The following is a 17983-nucleotide window of genomic DNA, read 5'->3' as shown; positions in this document are numbered from 1 at the left end:
CACAAACGTTCATGATCATGGTGGCCGTACCCATACCCTCACACCACCCCCGCAAGCCGCTGACCAGCCCAGATGCCGGAACTACAGCTGCGGTGACTCACGCAACAACTCTTCGATCTTGCGGTTGGCAATCTCCTGCCGCCCGTCGATGCACTTGGCGCAGCGACTCAGCAGAACCTCGACACTGTTACCCGGGCAATCGGCCACCTCTGTGGGGTCCATACCGGAGTTGAGCCACGTCGACAGCGCCGAGTGGCGGAGGTCGTACGGCCGGGCGGCGAGCGGGGAGGCGACCGCTGTGGGCGGGACCTTGGAGCGTCGCCGCAGGTGAGGTCCAGGGCGTGGCGAGGGGCCGTGCCGGTGTCGGGTGGTCCCGTGCGGGTGGGCGGCGCGCCGTGGGGCGGATGTCTCATCCTTGGGACATTGTGATGCGCCCGGGGAGGGCTGTACGTTCGCCGCATGATCAGAATTGCAGTGATCGTATTCATTGGAGCTCTCGCCATTTCCACAGGCGTCACGGCGTTGACTGTGTCGCCTTGGTGGTGGTTGGTCGCCGTGTTGTGCGCGGGGGTGGCCGGGCTCGGCACTTATGACTTGCTTCAAAAGCGCCATTCCGTCCTGCGTAACTACCCAGTGCTGGGACATATCCGCTTCGTGTTGGAGTCGATCCGGCCGGAGTTGCAGCAGTATTTTATTGAGCGCAATACCGATGGCCGCCCATTCGACCGTGATGTGCGCAGCCTTGTCTACCAGCGTGCCAAGGGGACCGAAGCGGAGATCGCGTTCGGCACCGAGCGGAACGTCTACGACGAAGGCTACGAATACTTCGAATCGTCGATGAGGCCGCGCCCGGTGCCGACGGAGCAGCCCCGGGTCCGCATCGGCGGCCCGGACTGCACCAAGCCCTACGACATGGCCTTGCTCAACGTCTCGGCCATGAGCTTCGGTTCGCTGTCCGCCAACGCGGTCCTCGCCCTGAACCGGGGGGCCGCCCTCGGAGGCTTCGCTCACGACACCGGCGAGGGCGGCATGTCCGAGTACCATCTGCGCCACGGTGGTGACCTGGTGTGGGAAATCGGCACCGGATACTTCGGTTGCCGTACCGCGGACGGCGGTTTCGATCGCGCGCTGTTCGCCGAAAAGGCTGCTCGCGACAACGTGAAATGCGTGTCACTGAAGCTGTCTCAGGGAGCCAAGCCCGGTATCGGAGGGGTGCTGCCCGGAGAAAAGGTCACCGCCGAGATTGCCCGGGTACGCGAGGTTCCCGAGGGGAAGACCGTCATCTCGCCCCCTTACCACCAGGTCTTCGACACGCCCCGGGAACTGATCCGGTTCATCGCCGAAATGCGCGAGCTGTCCGGCGGTAAGCCGGTCGGCTTCAAGCTGTGTGTGGGCTCCCGGCGGGAATTCCTGGCGGTCTGCAAAGCCATGATCGAAGAGGGCACCGCGCCGGACTTCATCATCGTCGACGGAGCCGAGGGCGGCACCGGAGCCGCCCCGCTGGAGTTCGCCGACCACCTGGGCAGTCCGCTCACCGAGGGACTGATCACCGTCCACAACGCCCTGGTCGGCGCCGGCCTTCGGGACCGGATCAAAATCGGCGCCAGCGGCAAGGTGGCCACCGGAGCCGACATCGTCAAGCGCATGCTGCAGGGCGCCGACTTCACCAACGCGGCACGCGCCATGATGTTCGCCATCGGATGCATCCAGGCGCAGAGCTGCCACACCAACACCTGCCCCGCCGGTGTCGCCACACAAGACCCGCGCCGCGCACGCGCATTGGACGTCGACGACAAGTCGGCCCGGGTCCACCGCTTCCAGTCCGGCACGGTGAAGAGCGCACAGCAGATCATCGCCTCGCTGGGCGTGAGCGAACCCGCCGAACTGCGCCCGAGCATGCTGCGTCGGCGCGTGGACCCGGTCACCGTCCGCTCCTACGCGGAGCTCTACGACTGGCTGACCCCTGGCCAGTTGCTGATCGAGCCGCCCGAGTCCTGGGCAGCGGACTGGAAGGCCGCCGACCCCGACCGTTTCACTGTCTGACGGGCCTGTAGGCGGCACCGGGGGTGCCCTGTTGATGGCGGACGCTCCACACACCGTCTCCTGCAGCAGGGCCTTCCGGCTCGGTGTGGATTGCCACGTCCGCACCGGTGACCGGAAAGGCCCTCATGCCGCACCTCCGACCGGGGTCCGGGGGCGCCGACCCCTGTGCGGCGCCCCCGGCCGGGTGGCGCTACGGCAGGCGCTGCGCGTAGTCCTTGTCCTTGCCGGAGTCGTAGACCAGCTTGCTGTCGGCGTCGTAACCCTTGATGCGCGGGGCCACCGTGACCTGCTGGTTCAGGACACCGGAGGCGACGAACCAGCCGTGGTCCAGGGCGGCCTGGCTGGTGGCGCCGCCGTAGGAGACGGTCACCCGGGCCACTGACGGCTTGACGGTGCCCATGACACCCCATCGGAACGGCAGCTTCCAGTTGCCGCGGTCGAGGGCCGACTGCTGGTAGAGCTTGCCGCCGTTGATGTCGGCCATCACGGGGCCGGCACCCGGCACATCGTCGGAGCCTACGCTGGCGCCGAGGCCGCTTGCCTCGCCGCCCTTCACGTTGCAGATCAGTCTGGTCTGCTTCGGTTGCTCCTTCACCGCGACGACGTACATGCCGTCGCCGGGCGCGTTGGAGTCGCCGGTGCTGTTCATCGCCAGGATGATCCGGTAGTCCTCTGCAGCGCCCAAGTCCGTGCGGAAGTTGGACGGGCGGTGTGTCTGGTGCGACTGGTCGTATGCGAGGCACTTCTTCAGCCCGTCGGCGGCCTGCCCGAAGGTGATCCCGTCGAGGAGCTGGTCCTCCGTGGCCGGCCGCGCGGGCCCCGCCGGCGACGCGGCCGGCGTCGGTGTCGCCGACGCCCGCGGTGTGGCGCTGACCTGTGGTGTCGCTGCCACCGTGTTCCCGCCCGCATCCCCGTCGGCCAGCGCGTACGCCCCCACGGGCATCGCCGCCAGCGTCACCAGGGCCGCCCCGGCCGCCGCCACCCGGCGTCGCCGCTCGACCGTGCCCCGGCGGCGGATCGCCGGATACGGCACCGGCGCGGGCCGGATGGTGTTCGCGTCCTCGGCAAGCAGCTCGCGCAGGTGCTCCTCGAAGTCCCCGCCGGTTCCCGTCCCCTGCTGCTTCTTCTCCTCGTTCACTTGCCGGCTCCCTGCCCGGACGGCACTCGGCTGCGGACAGGTTCGTCCACGACCTGTGCGAGCCCCGGATGGTTACGCAATTTCGCCAGCGCCTTGGACGCCTGGCTCTTGACCGTGCCGGGCGAGCAACCGAGCATCTCTGCGACCTCGGCCTCGGACAGGTCCTCCCAGTAGCGCATGACGATCACCGCCCGCTGCTTCGGCGGCAGTCCGGCCAGCGCCGCGAGCAGGGCGCTGCGCTCATCGGCCCATGAGACGGCCTCGTCCTGCCCGGCCGCCTCCGGCGGCGCCGCGGTCAGAGCCTCCGCAACCCGCCGCTTGCGGAACCGGTCGCTGTTGCAGTTGACCAGTATCCGCCGGACGTACGCCTCCGGACTGTCGCTGCGTGAAACGCGCCGCCATGAGCGGTACGCCTTGGCCAGCGCCGTCTGAGTCAGGTCTTCTGCGTGGTGTACGTCGCCTGTGAGCAGATACGCGGTCCGTACGAGATGGGACCACCGCGCTCTGACGAATTCCTGGAACTCGGCCTCTTGTTTGGCCTGCATCAAGCACCCTCCCTCGCCCTCCAGACCACAGTTCCGGCGGATTCGGTTGCCCGGGATCCGAGGGCCGCGCTCAGGGAGCGACGAGGAGTCCGCCGCGGAGGGCTACGAGGTGGGCGCGGGACCCGGTACGGGTGGTACGTGGGCAGGTGTCCGCTCCGGCTGCTGTGACCCGGGTGTGGCGGGGGCGAAGAGCCAGCCGGTGGAGGGGCGGGTCAGCGGGCGGACCAGGCGGCGTACCGGTGGGGAGCCGAGCACCATGGTCAGCAGGATCGCGCACAGCACCAGGCCGGCGATCTCGGCCGGGGTGTTCACCCGTGATATCCAGCCCTGTTCCCGGATGGGCAGGATGACCAGCGGGTGCAGGAGGTAGATCGTGAACCCGCCGGCGCCCAGCGTGGTGATCAGCGGAAGCCGCCGCCGGGGCATCAGGCGCAGCAGGCAGAGCACCAGGGCCGCGGCCGAGGCCAGCACCAGCAGCCGGATGATCCAGGCCCACTCCAGGCTCAGGGGGTCGCCGGCGGAGTAAGGGTGGCGCATGGAGAGCCAGTTGCCCTTGATGTCCCGGTGCCACAGCCATCCCACGACGCAGGAGGCGAGGACCCCGGCGGCGGCCACGAACAGGCTCCAGCGGCTGGTGAACCAGGAGTTCAGGAAGCCCTGGCCGATCCGCCAGCCGAGGTAGAACAGCGGAAGGTAGACGAGTGTGCGGCTCGCCGAGAACTCCAGCCCGAACTCCTCGATGTACCCCACGGCGAGGGCAATGACGGTGGTGACGAGCAGTGGGTGACGCAGTTGGACCACCAGCGGCAGCAGCAGTCGCCAGAAGAAGAGGGACATCAGGAACCACAGGGTCCAGGGCAGTTGGACGACGTACACCACGAACTCGTCGCCCAGCCAGTACTTCTCCAGCGAGTAGAGCAAGCTGAACGCGAGGGCGGGCAGCACGATGCTCTGGAGCAAGGTGCGCAGGGAACGGGGGCCGAGCGGTCCCGCGTTGCTGAAGACACCGGCCAACATGACGAAGGCAGGAACCCGGAAGGCCCAGCTGGCGATGTGGAAGGAGTGCAGCACGTCCTCTCGCGCCATGATGCTGCCGACGGTGTGCAGAATCACGATCAGCGTGGCGGAGAGGAACCGGGTGTTGTCCCACCACGGATTCCTGGCCCGGTCCGTCCCGCCGGCACGGTCGGTGGAGACAGCGGTGGCAGGTCTCGGGAGTGGCTTGTCCATCGCGGCGGCGGGCTCCTGTCAGCGGCTCGGCAGGGGAAGGGGGCCGCCGTACCGGTGCTCGACTCGACGGGGCCGGGCACACCGTGACGATCTCCGAGAAGGGCTCGGTTGCCGTTGCTGGTTCACACGGTGAACTTCACAAGTACATCGGGAGCTCCGACGCACCTCCCGCCGGCGTCCCTGCCACACTGCCCGGTCGCAGATCCGACGGCGGTGCGAGACCACGCCGGCAGCAGTTCCCTCGACGGCCATCAGCGTTTGCTTGGCCCAGAAGGCATGAGGGCGGCTCAGGTGACGTCCAGCCGGCCCGGACGAAGCGCTCGGTGACGGATGAGGTGTCTCGGCAGCCGTGCAGGATGCCGTTCGCGTTGTTGCCGGTCTCGGTCCATTCGGCGTCGAGCGCGTCGCCTTTCTCGGAGATGTCCACCCTCGTGGTCGTGCTCAGCCGCCGCTGCCGTACGGGCGGGTGAGGATCTCCATCGCGTGGCCCACCGGGTCCTGGAAGTACAGGCCGCGGCCTCCGTCGCGGTGGTTGATCTCGCCGGGGTGTTCCAGGAGCGGGTCGGCGTAGTACGTCACGTGGGCCTGCTGGATTCGGTCGAATGCCTCGTCGAAGTCCTCGTCGGACACGAGGAAGGCGTAGTGCTGGGAGGCGATCGGTCCCTCCGGGTCGGCCATGTAGTCGAGGGTGACGCCGTTGCCGGTGGCGACGGGGACGAACGGGCCCCAGGGTGCGCCGACCTCCAGGCCCAGGATGTCCGCGAGGAACTCGGCGGACTCCTGCTTGTTCCGGGCGTGGACGATGGTGTGGTTCAGCTCCACGTTCATGGTGTGCCTCCCTGCGGCACCTCTTACCGGCGCCTCCGTGCCCCACCAAACCGATGTCCGGCACGCGGTGCCGTAATTCCGACCCTAGCCGGGGCGGTCCGCGGACGGTAGCCGGATCCGTATCCCTCGATTCGTCACCCGAATCGCGGGCGGACGGGGACGTTACGCGACCAGTCGTATCCCTGCGCTTCCACAGGGTCACCGGTCCCAGAGTCGCCGCAATCCGGTCTCCAACAGCGCGAACGCCTGTTCCGCGTCCGCCACCGCGCCCGCGTGGCGTGCGTCGGCCGGTTCTCCGTGAGCCAGGCGGGAGGCGTTGTCCTGGGCCAGTAGGCCTTGGACCGCGACGATCTGGGTGGCGGCCAACCTCGCCGTGAGTTCGGGGGTGTCCGCCGTTTCCTCCAGCGCCTGGGCCAGTGCGCGTTCGGCGCCGGTGTGGAACTGATCCATCCGGGCCACCAGTGAGGGCGCGTCCAGGATCATGCGGGTGAGGCGCAGGACCTGGGGATGGTCGTTGAGTCCGGTGATCGGGTCCCGTTCGTGCAGCCCCTTGAGGAAGTGGTCGCGCAGTGCGGTCAGCGGGGCGGTGCGGGGTGGGCGAGCCCGTACGACGCGTGCGGCTTCGGTCTCGTGGTCGGCGAGGCGGTGCACCACGAGGTCTTCCTTGGTGGGGAAGTAGGCGAAGAGCGTGCGTTTGGAGACCTCGGCCGCCTCGGCCACCTGAGCCACCGAGACCTGGTTGAAGCCGTGTTCGAGGAACAGCGCGATCGCCGCGTCGGAGATCGCCGCGCGGGTCCGTTGCTTCTTTCGTTCGCGTAGTCCTGGCTTGCCGTCCACGGCGCCCATCCTAGCGGCTTGCTTCCCCGAGGATATTTCTGCACCTGGTATACATTTACTCCGAGGGAAGGAATGGGAGGAACAAGAGTGTTGGACGAGATCGATACCGAAACCGAGATCGACACCGAGGTCGCCGTCGTGGGTGCCGGTCCGACCGGGCTGATGCTGGCGTGCGAGCTGACGCTGGCAGGGGTCGAGACCCTGGTCCTGGAGAAGCTGCCCCGGCGTGCCGAGCAGATCAAGGGCGGCGGGATCCAGCCCCGTACCGCCGAGTTGCTGGAGTCGCGCGGGCTGCTGGAACCGTTGCTGCGCAAGGCCGCGTCCCATGAGCCGGTCGGCGGGCACTTCGCCGCCCTGCCCGTGCCCCTGGACTGCACCCCCTGGCAGACCAGGCACCCTTTTCCGATCGCGATTCCTCAGTGGGGGGTCGAGGAGGTGCTCGAAGAGCGCGCGCTCGCTGCCGGTGCGCGGGTTCTGCGCGGCGCTGCCGTCTCAGAGGTCGAGTCGGGCGACGACGGTGTGGTGGTGGTGACGCCGGACGGTCTGCGGGTGCGGGCACGCTACCTGGCGGCATGCGACGGCGGGCACAGTACGGTGCGGAAACTGCTGGGGCTGCCGTTCCCCGGTAGGCCCGGGACCCACCGGGCGGTGCTGGCCGACATCCGCCTGTCCGCCGTGTCGTCGCTGGTGCCGCGGCAGATCGGGCACATGAGCACCATGACCCGAAGCGCGGGGGGTTACTGGGCCATGCTGGTGCCTCTCGGCGGCGACCGGTACCGGTTGACCTTCGGGCGCGCGGACCAGGCGGGCGCCGACGCGGACACCGACGCAGGCATCGACGGCGACACCCCCGTCACTCACGAGGCGATCGCCGTCGCGCTCCAGGCCGTGTACGGGCAGGAGACCGTCCTCGGCGCCGTGGACAACTCCTCGCAGTTCAGCGACGCCACCCGGCAACTGGAGCAGTACCGGTCGGGTCGCGTCCTGTTCGCGGGCGACGCGGCGCACATCCACCCGCCGCTCGGCGGTCAGGGTCTCAATCTCGGTGTCCAGGACGCGTTCAATCTCGGCTGGAAACTGGCCGCGACCGTCCAGGGCCGGGCGCCGAGCGGCCTCCTGGACAGCTACCACACCGAACGGCATCCCGTCGGAGCCCAGGTCCTGCACCACACGTCGGCGCAGCGTGTCCTGGCGGATCCGAAGCCGTGCGAGGACGTGGCCGCCCTGCGCGACATCTTCGTCGACCTGCTGCGCCTGCCCGACACCAACCGCCACCTCGCGGGACTGATGTCCGGCCTCTCGCTGCGCTACCCGCTGTCCGGCGATCATCCGCTCACCGGACAGCGCGTGCCGGACGCCGGCCTGGTCACCGAAGCCGGCCCCACCCGGCTGTCGACGCTGTTCGCGTCGGGGCACGCCGTCCTGCTCGACCTGGCCGGAGCCGTCCCGGCCGGCCTCCGGCTCCCGCCGCGAGTCGACCTCGTCCGCGCCACCTGCCCCGACGGTCTGGGCGCTGCCGCCCTGCTCATCCGTCCCGACGGCTACGTCTGCTGGGCCGTGGACAACTCCGCCGACCACGGCGATGCGCTGCTCGCCGCCATCGCCGGGAGCCTGGCGAAGATGCCTTGAGCGAACTGAGGGGACTGAGTGGACTGAGTCGACTGAGTGAACTCACGAGCTCGCGTCGCTCATCCCTCCTGCTTCGCCGTGCACGGCCTTGCGGACTGCGGGCTCGCCTGGTCAGAGGAGCCCCAGGTCGCCGAGTTCCTTGTGCAGGTCGGCTCGCGGGTTGTCGGCTTGTACCGGGAGGTCGCCGCGGGTGGTTGTCCCGGTGCCGCCGTCGGGGCGGCCGGTTCCGGTGGGCCGTGCGCGCCGGTCCCGGAGGAGCCAGGCTCCGGCCACGCCGCCGATCAGGCCTCCGAGGTGTCCGAGCCAGCTCACCCCGGGTGTCCCGGGCACGGCGACGGTGAGCATGTAGGCGAAGGAGGCCGCCATGACGATGCCGATCAGCGTGTCGATCAGGTGCCGGTCGAAGAGGCCGCGGACCACGACGTAGCCGAAGTAGCCGAAGATCAGGCCGCTTGCGCCCACGGTCTCCACGCCGCCCCGTTCGAAGAACCAGACGGTGAGTCCGCTCGTCACCGCGACGAGCAGGCTCAGTCCCAGGAAGCGGACCACGCCCCGGTAGGCGGCGAGGAAGCCGAAGATGAACAGCGGTCCGGAGTTGCTTTCGATGTGCGCCCAACTCCAGTGCAAGAAAGGCGCGGTGATGATGTCGGGCAGCGTGCCGAGGTCGCCGGACGCCACCCCGAACTGCCGTGAGAGGGCGTAGCCGCCGGTGTAGTTGGCCAGTTGCACCAGCCAGACCACCACGAGGAACCCGAACATCGTGAAGAACGCCTTCCGCGCCTCCGCGATCATCTGCTCCGGACCCACCGGCCCGGCCCCCGCCCCGGCCCGCTCCTGATCCGACCTGCCCATGGCACGCTCCCCTCCCCCTGCGGATCCGTGTCCGCGCCACCACGGACTTCCAGTATTCCCGGCGGCGGGCGTGCGGGCGGCGCGCGGCGCGTGCTTTTGGTCGCGTCACCACAGTCCGGGACGTGGGCGGGGTTCGCCGGCGATGGTTTCCAGTTGGGCTGCCAGGGAGAGCAGTGTCGCCTCGTCGCCGTAGCGGGCGCCGAGCATCACCCCGATGGGGAGGCCGTCCGTGTTCCAGTGGAGCGGAAGCGAGATCGCGGGCAGACCCGTGATGTTGTAGAGCGGTGTGTAGGGCATGAACGCCGCCATGGCGTCGAAGTCGGCGGCGGGGTCCTTGCCGTAGAACTCTCCCGTCAGGGCGGGCGGCCGCGCCAGCGTCGGGGTGAGGACCACGTCGTACGAGGCGAAGAAGACGTCCGCGAAGAGCTGTCCGAGGCCGCGGAAGGTCGCCAGTCCCGCCGCGAACTCCAGCCCGGTCACCTGCCGTCCCTTCGCCCGCAGATGGCGGGTGAACGGGGTCAGGAGCGGCTCGTCCTCCTCGTCGACCTGCCGGCCGGCGGCGGCCACCGCCCAGACCCGCTGGAACGCCTCGACGACGTCCGGGTCCGGCGGCATCTCCAGTTCGTCCACCTGGTGACCGGCGCCTTCGAGGAGTTGGACCGTCTTGCGGTACGCCGCCTCGCAGTCCGGATGCACCACGGCGTCCGGGACCATCGGGCCGGGGAGCCCGGCAACCCTCAGGCGTGCGGGCTCCCTGTCCACGCAGGCCCGGAAGGTCTCTCCCGCGGGCAGGGGCGGCGCCGTGTAGACGTCGCCCGGCATCGGCCCGGCCATCGCGTCCAGCAGCATCGCAGCGTCCGCGACGGTCCTCGCGAGGGGCCCGTGCACCGACAGGCCTGTCACGTCATGGTCGACGGGACCGTTGCTGACCCGTCCGCGGCTGGGTTTGAGGCCGACCAGTCCGCAGGCCGAGGCGGGGATGCGGATGGACCCGCCGGCGTCGGTGCCGTGCCCGAGGGCGGAGAGGCCCGCGGCCACCGCGGCCGCCGAACCGCCGCTCGAACCGCCGGGAGAACGGTCCAGGTCCCATGGGTTGCGGGTGGGCGGGCCCAGCTTGTTCTCGGTGTAGCAGGGCAGCGCGAACTCGGGGGTGTTGGTCTTGCCCAGCAGCACCGTGCCCGCCTGGCGCAGGCGGGTGACCACATGGTCGTCCATGTCGGCGACCTGGTCGGTGAACGCCGCCGAGCCCAGGGTCCAGCGCACGTCCTCGACCTGGACCAGGTCCTTGACGGCGATCGTCACACCGTGCAGGGGAGGCAGCACGGCGCCCGTCCGGGACGCGGCAGCCACTTCCTTCTCGGCCTGCCGGGCCCGGTCGAGCGCCTGCTCCGCCATGACGGTGGTGAAGGCCCCGACACTCGGGTTCAGAGCGTCGACGCGCTCCAGGTAGTGCGCGGTGAACTCGACGGGCGACACAGCTCCCGCCTGGATCGCCGCGGCCTGTTCGGCCGCGGTCAGCTCGTGCAACTCGGACACTGCTCAGCTCTCCTTGGCTGTCTGCCGCGAGCCGCGGCCGCCCTGTTCCCGGGCCCGCCGCCGGGCCGACAACCGGGCGGCGAGTTCCCGCTCGGACCGGCCGCTGCCCGCGGCCAGCCCGGCGCGGATCACGCGCAGACAGGCGTCGAGATCGTCGGGAACGGGGGCCACGAACGGCTTCGCGTTGACCTCTTGCGTGTAACTCGGCCACATGAGTTCCGTGGGAGGCAGCCGCGGCTCGGTGTTCTCGATCACCACCGGGTCGAAGCCGATGAGCCGGAAGTGCCGCAGGGCTCCGTGCTCCTTGGAGTCCCCCAGCAGCAGCCGGAACTCGTCGCCTCCGGCCAGGACGGCGCTGCCCAGACCGAGGATGAGGTGCCAGGGCACCCGCCACCGCTGCTCGCCCCGGTTCATGTCCACGTCGCGTACGAAGCGCTTGATCTCGTAGACCTGGTGGCTGGAGAGGTCCGGGGCGGCGAACCGGGACACCAGGTCGACGTGGTGTGCGGACTCGGACGGGAACCGGCTGCGGCGCGGTGAGTCCAGCGGCATCGACTTCTCGTCCAGGGAGCAGACGAGGCCGATGTAGCCGACGATGCGTCCGCCGGCCGCGTCGAGGGTCACGGTGTGCAGGTTCTCGACCGTGTGCGGTTTGGTGGCCGGCTCGTGGAACAGGGCTTCCTGGTAGACGAGTTCGTCGGAGATCAGCCCGAGCTTGAGGTACTGGGCCAGCCGGAAGCCGAGAATGCCGTTCATATAGCGGGCGGGCACCTGGCTCTCGCGCATGGTGACGGTGAGCAGGCCGTCTCCGGTGTCGCCGGAGAGGTACAGCGGCGGGCCGTCGAGGGCCTGCGGCAGCCGGCCGAAACTGAGGCGGCTGTGCAGGCCGACGATGTCGTCGGTGAAGCGCCGTATCTCGGGGCTGAACGGGCAGGTGCCGCCGGCGCGTTCGTCCGCCGGCCGCTGCCTCGTCCGCTCCTCGGCCGTGGTCACAGCTCGTCCTCCTCCCGATACAGGCTGGCGGTGACGGTGAGGGCGAGGGCCTCCTGGGTGCCTTCGAAGATGCGGGTGCCGTAGGAGTCGCGCAGGATCTTCTCCGCGCCGTACTCCCGGCAGTAGCCGCGGGCGCCCATGAGGGAGACGGCGGCGCCGGCGGTCTCGATGGCGATCCGGTCGGCGAACAGCTTGGCGACCGCCGGCTCGTACTCGGGCGCCGGGAGCTCGTTGTCGACCTTGTTGGCGGCGCGCTGGTAGAGCAGGCGCGCCGCGTCGACGTTCGCGGACATCTCGGCGAGCTTGCCGGCGCTGAACTGGTGCTCGTGCAGCAGCTTGCCGCCCTGCACGCGCTTGCCGCACCAGTCGACGGCGTGCTCGAGGGCGCTGCGTGCGATGCCGGTGGAGATCGCGGCGACGGAGGAGCGGGCCATGTTGCCCTGCGCGACGTCGATCTCGGCGCCGGTGCCCTCGCCGCCGATCATGTACTCGACCGGGACGCGTACGTCGTCGAAGTGCAGGGTGGTGCCGAGACATGCCCGGTAGCCCATCTTGTCGGCGACCTCGCCGCGGGTGACGCCGGGTTCGTCGAGGGGCACGATGAAGCAGGTCAGGCCGGTGGCGCCGGGCCGGCCCACCATGTTGGCGAAGATCGAGGCGAAGGCGGCGACCTTGCCGTTGGTGCAGAACTTCTTGTGGCCGTTGATGACGTAGAAGTCGCCGTCCCGGCGGGCGGTGGTGGCCATGCGCGCGTGGACGAAGTTCTCCGGGATCACCAGGTCGGACCCGGCTTCCTCCTCGGCGATGCCGTTGGCCGCGAGGACGGCCTCGTCCCCGGCGAACAGGGGCAGGAAGCGGGCCTGGAGGCGCGGGTCGCCGGAGAGCAGGATGGGGGTCTGTCCGAGCATGGTGGCCCCGAAGATCAGGGCCACGGCCGGGCAGGCCGCCGCGAGTTCCTCCATGGCGACGGCCACGCCGAGCACGCCGACGCCGAGGCCGCCGTACTCCTTGGGCATCAGGGCCCGGGTGAGGCCGAGTTCGTGGCCCTTCTGCACGATGTCCCAGTCGAAGTCGGCGGCGTCCGCGAGGTCGAGTTCCAGGGCCCGGGGGGCGAGTTCGTCGCGCGCGTACTCCCTGACCTGCTGCTGGAAGCGCCGGACCTCGGCGGGCAGGACGTCGAAGTTCAGGTCGGGGCCCGCGATGGCGGTGGTCATGGTGTTCGGTCTCCTGGCTGGGTGTAGGGGTGGACGGGGTCAGGCGCCGATGCCGTAGGCGGCGGCGATCTCGGGGTAGCGGTCGAACGCGGGCCGCAGGATCGGCACCAGCTCCAGGACCTTGGCGACCTTGCCGCGGATGCGGACCTTCCCGGTGGCCACGGCGGCGGGCATCATCAGCTTGCCGAGCCACAGGGCGTGGGCGGTGTCGCAGGACATCTTGATCGTGACGGTCGCCTCGTCCGGGGCGGCGTCGCCCACGGCGACCTCGTCCGCGGAGACGAACACCGTGCACTCCGGCTTGGTGTGGATCAGCCGCACGGAGAGGTCGCTCTCGCGCAGCTTGGAGGTGAACTCCTCGTCGGCGGCGAGGATGGTGAACAGCTCACCGAAGACCTTGGCGGCGGTCTCCTCGTTCGGGAATGCGGGCATGGCGAAGCCTCCGGATGTGGTGGTGGATGTCTCGTGTGGGAGGGCGGCCGCGGTCAGCGGCCGGCGGCGGTGCGTCCTGCGGTCACTTCCGGCCGGCGAGCGAGCGCAGGTCGGCGAGCAGGGAAGCGGCCTGGAGCGGCCACTTCAGGCGTGTGAGCAGCCGGGTCGAGGTGGGACGCACGCTCTGGTGGACGTCGACGTAGATGTGGGTGCGCACGGGGTGGTTGTTGAGGAGCTGGGCCACGGCGTGGGCGCTGATGGCGCCGAACATCATGGCGGAGTGGACGACCTGCGGGAACGCGAAGTCGGGGTTGCGGAGGTTGGCCCGGGCGGTCTGGAGCATCTCGCCGGGGACGAAACGCACCGGCAGCAGGCGGCGCAGCAGTTCCCATGTGCCGAGCCGGTCGAGATCGGTGGGGACGAGCGCGCCGTCGAGGACGCGTCGCAGCGTGCGGTAGTCGTAGCAGCGCACGTACTGGGCGCCTGCCATGTCCCAGCCGGTGACCAGCGGGAGGCGGCGTTCGGCGACCTGGTGGTGCAGTTGGAGTTTGGCGCGCCAGCCGCTCATGGTCGTGACGTCGACGCCGTCGACGACCGCCTCGCAGCCGGCCGTGAGTTTTCCGACGTTGTCCGCGGTGACGCCTTCGGGGAAGACGAGCACCTCGGCGTGCGGGTTGATCGCGCGGATGTGTTCCGCGGCGACCTCGGCCTTGTTGCGGCCGAGGTCGGCCACGGTGGCGTTCTGCCGGTTGAGGTTGTTGAGCTCGTAGGTGCCGGGGTCGGCCAGCACGAAGCGCTGCACGCCGAGGCGGGCCAGCGGTTCGATCGCGGAGCCGCCGATGGATCCGCAGCCGGCGACGAGCACGGTGGCCCGGCGCAGGACGTCCTGATCGGCGGCGGGGACGACCCCGGTGTTGCGGATGGTGAACTCGTCGTAGAACTGCGCGCCCGTCATGTCCGACGCGTCGGCGGCGATGCCATGGGCGGGTGCCGTCATTCGGCGCTCCTGGTCAGTGGATGGTGGTGGATGAAGGATTCGTTCGGGGGCGTCGGTTCGGGGGCGTCGTACGGTTCACTGCCCGCTCTTCGCCGGTGTCTCCAGGCCGTCGGCGGCCGGGGCCGGGCTCGTCCCGGGCAGGCGTCCGGGCAGCCAGCGCAGGACGGCCAGCGCGGCGACCAGGAGCAGGGCGGCGGCGACGTACACGGTGAGGTGCATCGCCGAGATGTACGCCTCCTGTGCGCGGGAGACGAGGCCCGGGACCTGGTCCTTGATCGGACCGATGACGGACGGGTCCTGCCGCGCCTTGGCCAGTGCGCCGAGTGTGCCGCCGAGTGAGTCGCCGGCCTCCTCGCGCAGGCCGGGGGGCAGGATGCCGGCCGCGCCGCCCAGTTCGTCGCGGTACTTCAGGGAGAGGACCGAGCCGAGGACGGCGACGCCGAGGGCCGCGCCCACCTGGCGGAGCGTGTTGTTGACCGCGGCGCCGACGGCCGACTTGTCGGCGGGGACCACGGACATGATGGCCGTCGTGGTGGTGCCCATCACCAGGCCCAGGCCGAGCCCGGACAGGCCGAGGGCGAGCTCCAGCTGCCACAGCGCGCTGTCCTTCTCGATCACGCCCAGCCAGAGGAAGGACAGCGTCATGAGGACCAGGCCGGAGGCGACGACCGCCTTCGGCCCGTAGGTGCGGGCCAGCGAGCCGCTCAGGGTGGCGGTGACGATCGTGCCCACCGCCACCGGCAGCAGTACCAGGCCGAGTTCGAGCGGGGTGAGGCCGCGGACGCCCTGCACGTAGAACACGAGCAGGAAGGTGCCGCCGGTGAGCGCGAAGAACGCGAGCGCGATACCCGCCGTTCCTGCGGCGAAGGCCGGCTTGCGCAGCAGGCTCACGTCGAGGGCGGGAGCGGTGGCCCGCCGCTCCACCGCCACCAGCAGGGCGAGCAGCACGAGCCCCGCGCCGATGGCGCCGCCCGCTTGCGGGCTCAGCCACTCGTCGGTCTCACCGCCTCGGATGACGCCGTAGACGAGTACGGCCGTGCCCAGGATGGACAGCACCACGCCGGTCATGTCGAGCCTGGGCCGGTTGCCGGCGCGGGACTCGGGGACGTAGCGGAGCATGAGCGCGGCGCAGATCACCACGACCGGCACGTTGATGAGGAAGACGGAACCCCACCAGTAGTGCTCGAGGAGGAAGCCTCCGACGATGGGGCCGAGGGCGATGGACAGGCCGCCGATCGCGGACCAGATGCCGATGGCCTTTCCGCGCTGCTCGGGAGTGGACGTGTCGTTGATGACGGCGAGGGTGGCGGGGGGTACCACGGCGCCGCCCAGGCCCATGACGGCACGCCAGAGGACGAGTTGGTCGGGGCTGGTCGCGAAGGCGGAGAGCGCGGACGCGACTCCGAACACCAGCATGCCGACGAGGAGGACGCGGCGGCGCCCGAAGGAGTCGGCGAGGACGCCGGCGGAGAACATCAGGGCGGCGTAGACGAGGATGTACGAGTCCACCGACCACTGGAGTTCCGAGTTGGTGGCGTTCAGGTCCTGCTGGATGGTCTGCAGGGCCACGTTGAGGATGGTGTTGTCCATCATCACAACGAGGAAGCAGCAGCCCAGAACCGCCATCATGATGCCGCGGTGCCGTGTTCTGCCGGTGACGGCACCGGTGGGGGCAGCGTTCACTTCGTCCTCTTCCGTCTCATGGGCATGGCCGGCATGCCCTGGGTGTCAGAGCGGCTCGTGCACGCGTGACCCGGGCGGACGTGATCCGCGCGAAGCACGGATGTCCGTCACCGCGAAGCACCGCCGCAGCCATCTGTCTCGTCCGTCGTGCCGGGGCACGAATCCGGTCCGGCCGTGCACGGCCACCCGGTTGTCCACGATGAGTAGGTCTCCCGGCTCCATGGCCACGCCGATCAGGGCCTGGAGCAGGTGGTCCCGCAGAAGGTTCAGGGCACGGGTCCCGCGTTCGTCGAAGGACTCCATGGCGTGGAAGTCGACGCACATCTCCGGGTCGTCCCGCGGTCCGGAGAGCACGGGCATCAGTGCCGAGTAGCGGGAGACGCCGCCGCCGGTGAAGGAACTCGACAGCCGGATCCGGAAGAGCGGCCGGCGCAGCACCTCCACGGTTTCGGCGGGCAGGCCGGGCAGGACGGCCCGGATGCTGCCGGCGACGGTCAGCGCGCTGCCTTCGTGGTCCTGCCGCAGGCAGGACAGCCCGATGAAGGCGGGCTTGTGCGGGTGGAAGCCGTCTTCGGTGTGGAGTTCCAGCAGTCGGCTTCCGGTGTTCTCCTGCCGGGTCTCGGCCCCACGCACCGGGCAGACGTCCTGCACGAGTCGCCCGGCCTTCTCGTCCGCGTAGGCGATGACCGCCCCCAGACGGCTCATCACCATCAACTGGGCGACCGTGCTGATCGCGAGGTCGGTCCAGTCACCCGGGTGGGCGCCGTTCTCCGGCGTGGGCGGCAGCGGCTCGTCGACCGGCAGGCCCTTGAGCAGCAGTACGCCGCTGCCCGTTCCGTGCTCCCGGTACCGGACGAGACCGCCCGTGACCGCGGCGGGAAGGCGGCCGGCCTCCACCTCGACCGCCTCGATCAGGTCGGGGTGGTGCAGAGGCAGGTGGCCACGGCAGTCCGAGATCCGCCGGGCGAGGATCTCGATTTCCTTGGCCTCACCCGGAGCGAGTTCGACCGTGTCCGTCGCGAGATCGTCCGACGGGTCGATCGCGTGGAAGTCCGCCGCGTGTTTCATCGGTTCGGGTGAGCGAAATTCGTCGGCCGGCATTGAAGACCCCCCGAATGGCGTCTGAATGGTCAACAGGTCCAACGGGACCGAGTCAATCAGCGGTCCGGAATCCGCACAGTCCTCACCCGCCACCCTCCTGTGGGCCGGTTGAACGGGGTGCCCGATCGGCTACTCGTCGAGGAGTCCTTCGCTGACCGCCTTCGCCGCCGCGAGTGTGCGATTGGGGCTGTTGAGCTTGGCGAGCACATTCCCGACGTGGCGTTTCGCGCCGTGCTCGGTGATGTTCATACGGGTGGCTATCTGCCTGTTGCTCAGTCCCTCGACGAGCAGTTTCAGGGTCTGCTTCTCGCGCCGGGTCAGATACACCCGCTGCCGGGATATGCGGACGGCCGAGTGAGCCCGGGCGAGCAGCTCGCGGGCTAACTCGGGCGGCACCGGCACGTCGCCCGACTTCAGCCGCCGCAGCGCCTCTTCCAGGGCCGAGCTGGTCAGCGCCGCCTCCAGCATGAAGCCGTCGGCCACCTGGGCGGCGGCGGGGGACAGCGCCTCCCGCGCCGCGCTCGGAAGCAGGAGCATGAGCTTGGCGCCGCTGCGCTGCGCCAGGTCGTTGAGCCTGGCCAGTGTGTCGTCGTCCAGCAGGGCCGAGGCGATGACGACGTCGCAGTCCGTCGTCTGGAGGGACTTGAGTGCCACGTCCAGCGGGCCGTGGCCGTCCGCCTGGCGGGCCGAGGGAAGGGTGTCGAGCATGGAGCACAGACCGAGTCGCACCACATCGCTGTCGACCGCGACCAGCACGCGGAGCCGTCGATCGGCACCGGTGTCCGTGCCGGCGCGTTCCACTGTTGTCAATTCCGTTGTCACGCAATACCCCTGTGGTCATGGTCCAGGAACACACGCCGCTCGTTGTGCGCGGGCGGCGTACTGAGCCGGATTGAGCGGCAACGGGGCGCTGTTCGGACACCCG

16 protein-coding genes and 1 pseudogene are annotated in these 17983 nt (G+C 69.8%); 2 read left to right on the top strand and 15 right to left on the bottom strand.

Translation table 11 applies throughout. The annotated features are described in order from the left end of the window. Positions 1–81 precede the first annotated feature (81 nt). A pseudogene (locus ACIQFZ_RS02885) lies at positions 82–306 on the bottom strand (site-specific integrase); the annotation flags it as partial. 153 nt (positions 307–459) lie between these two features. On the opposite strand from ACIQFZ_RS02885, the gene ACIQFZ_RS02880 reads away from it, so the two are divergent. After that, positions 460–2043 carry an FMN-binding glutamate synthase family protein gene (locus ACIQFZ_RS02880; protein WP_376652131.1) on the top strand — a complete coding sequence of 528 codons (1584 nt, stop codon included), beginning with the start codon at positions 460–462 and terminating at the stop codon, positions 2041–2043. Between the two features lie 190 nt (positions 2044–2233). Here ACIQFZ_RS02880 and ACIQFZ_RS02875 read toward each other — a convergent pair whose 3' ends face one another. The 5 genes from ACIQFZ_RS02875 to ACIQFZ_RS02855 form a co-directional block, all read right to left on the bottom strand. Further along, on the bottom strand, positions 2234–3181 hold the full coding sequence (locus ACIQFZ_RS02875; protein ID WP_383059349.1) for a hypothetical protein: 948 nt from the start codon (positions 3179–3181) through the stop codon (positions 2234–2236). Further along, the gene (locus tag ACIQFZ_RS02870) at positions 3178–3726 is read right to left on the bottom strand and encodes a SigE family RNA polymerase sigma factor (RefSeq protein WP_376652133.1); all 549 of its coding nucleotides are present in this window, start codon (positions 3724–3726) and stop codon (positions 3178–3180) included. The genes ACIQFZ_RS02875 and ACIQFZ_RS02870 overlap by 4 nt, the downstream gene beginning before the upstream one ends. Positions 3727–3828: 102 nt before the next feature. Continuing rightward, positions 3829–4956 carry an acyltransferase family protein gene (locus ACIQFZ_RS02865; RefSeq protein ID WP_365417497.1) on the bottom strand — a complete coding sequence of 376 codons (1128 nt, stop codon included), beginning with the start codon at positions 4954–4956 and terminating at the stop codon, positions 3829–3831. 441 nt (positions 4957–5397) lie between these two features. Further along, positions 5398–5784, bottom strand: a complete 387-nt coding sequence (locus tag ACIQFZ_RS02860) for a VOC family protein (protein ID WP_361426560.1) — start codon at positions 5782–5784, stop codon at positions 5398–5400. Between the two features lie 198 nt (positions 5785–5982). After that, positions 5983–6630: a helix-turn-helix domain-containing protein gene (locus ACIQFZ_RS02855; RefSeq protein ID WP_365776787.1), complete on the bottom strand. Its 648-nt coding sequence runs from the start codon at positions 6628–6630 to the stop codon at positions 5983–5985. Between the two features lie 81 nt (positions 6631–6711). Between ACIQFZ_RS02855 and ACIQFZ_RS02850 the strand changes: the two genes are divergently transcribed. Further along, entirely contained in the window at positions 6712–8250 is a 1539-nt protein-coding gene (locus ACIQFZ_RS02850) for an FAD-dependent monooxygenase (RefSeq protein ID WP_402690444.1), read from the top strand. Between the two features lie 111 nt (positions 8251–8361). Here ACIQFZ_RS02850 and ACIQFZ_RS02845 read toward each other — a convergent pair whose 3' ends face one another. The 9 genes from ACIQFZ_RS02845 to ACIQFZ_RS02805 form a co-directional block, all read right to left on the bottom strand. After that, a complete protein-coding gene (locus tag ACIQFZ_RS02845; RefSeq protein ID WP_365417489.1) occupies positions 8362–9102 on the bottom strand; it encodes a rhomboid family intramembrane serine protease in 741 nt (246 codons plus the stop codon). A gap of 105 nt (positions 9103–9207) precedes the next feature. Then, complete coding sequence (locus ACIQFZ_RS02840) at positions 9208–10638, bottom strand: amidase (RefSeq protein ID WP_365417487.1); 1431 nt, start codon at positions 10636–10638, stop codon at positions 9208–9210. Positions 10639–10641: 3 nt separating this feature from the next. After that, entirely contained in the window at positions 10642–11631 is a 990-nt protein-coding gene (locus tag ACIQFZ_RS02835; protein ID WP_383059339.1) for a hypothetical protein, read from the bottom strand. After that, on the bottom strand, positions 11628–12845 hold the full coding sequence (locus ACIQFZ_RS02830) for an acyl-CoA dehydrogenase family protein (RefSeq protein WP_365417481.1): 1218 nt from the start codon (positions 12843–12845) through the stop codon (positions 11628–11630). The genes ACIQFZ_RS02835 and ACIQFZ_RS02830 overlap by 4 nt, the downstream gene beginning before the upstream one ends. Positions 12846–12884: 39 nt before the next feature. Beyond that, positions 12885–13277 carry an SCP2 sterol-binding domain-containing protein gene (locus ACIQFZ_RS02825; RefSeq protein WP_402690443.1) on the bottom strand — a complete coding sequence of 131 codons (393 nt, stop codon included), beginning with the start codon at positions 13275–13277 and terminating at the stop codon, positions 12885–12887. Between the two features lie 82 nt (positions 13278–13359). Then, the gene (locus tag ACIQFZ_RS02820) at positions 13360–14274 is read right to left on the bottom strand and encodes a ThiF family adenylyltransferase (protein WP_365417477.1); all 915 of its coding nucleotides are present in this window, start codon (positions 14272–14274) and stop codon (positions 13360–13362) included. Between the two features lie 75 nt (positions 14275–14349). Then, positions 14350–15957, bottom strand: a complete 1608-nt coding sequence (locus ACIQFZ_RS02815; RefSeq protein WP_402690442.1) for an MFS transporter — start codon at positions 15955–15957, stop codon at positions 14350–14352. 45 nt (positions 15958–16002) lie between these two features. After that, positions 16003–17025: a TauD/TfdA family dioxygenase gene (locus ACIQFZ_RS02810; RefSeq protein ID WP_383129776.1), complete on the bottom strand. Its 1023-nt coding sequence runs from the start codon at positions 17023–17025 to the stop codon at positions 16003–16005. A gap of 162 nt (positions 17026–17187) precedes the next feature. Next, positions 17188–17880, bottom strand: coding sequence for a response regulator transcription factor (locus ACIQFZ_RS02805; protein WP_365417471.1), 693 nt, complete (start codon positions 17878–17880; stop codon positions 17188–17190). Positions 17881–17983: the final 103 nt, after the last annotated feature.

Origin of the sequence: Streptomyces sp. NPDC093064, from assembly GCF_044754605.1 — a bacterium.
Lineage (GTDB): Bacteria > Actinomycetota > Actinomycetes > Streptomycetales > Streptomycetaceae > Streptomyces.
The sequence above is the reverse complement of the archived record's forward strand: the minus strand, read 5'-3'. Positions and strand labels throughout refer to the sequence as shown.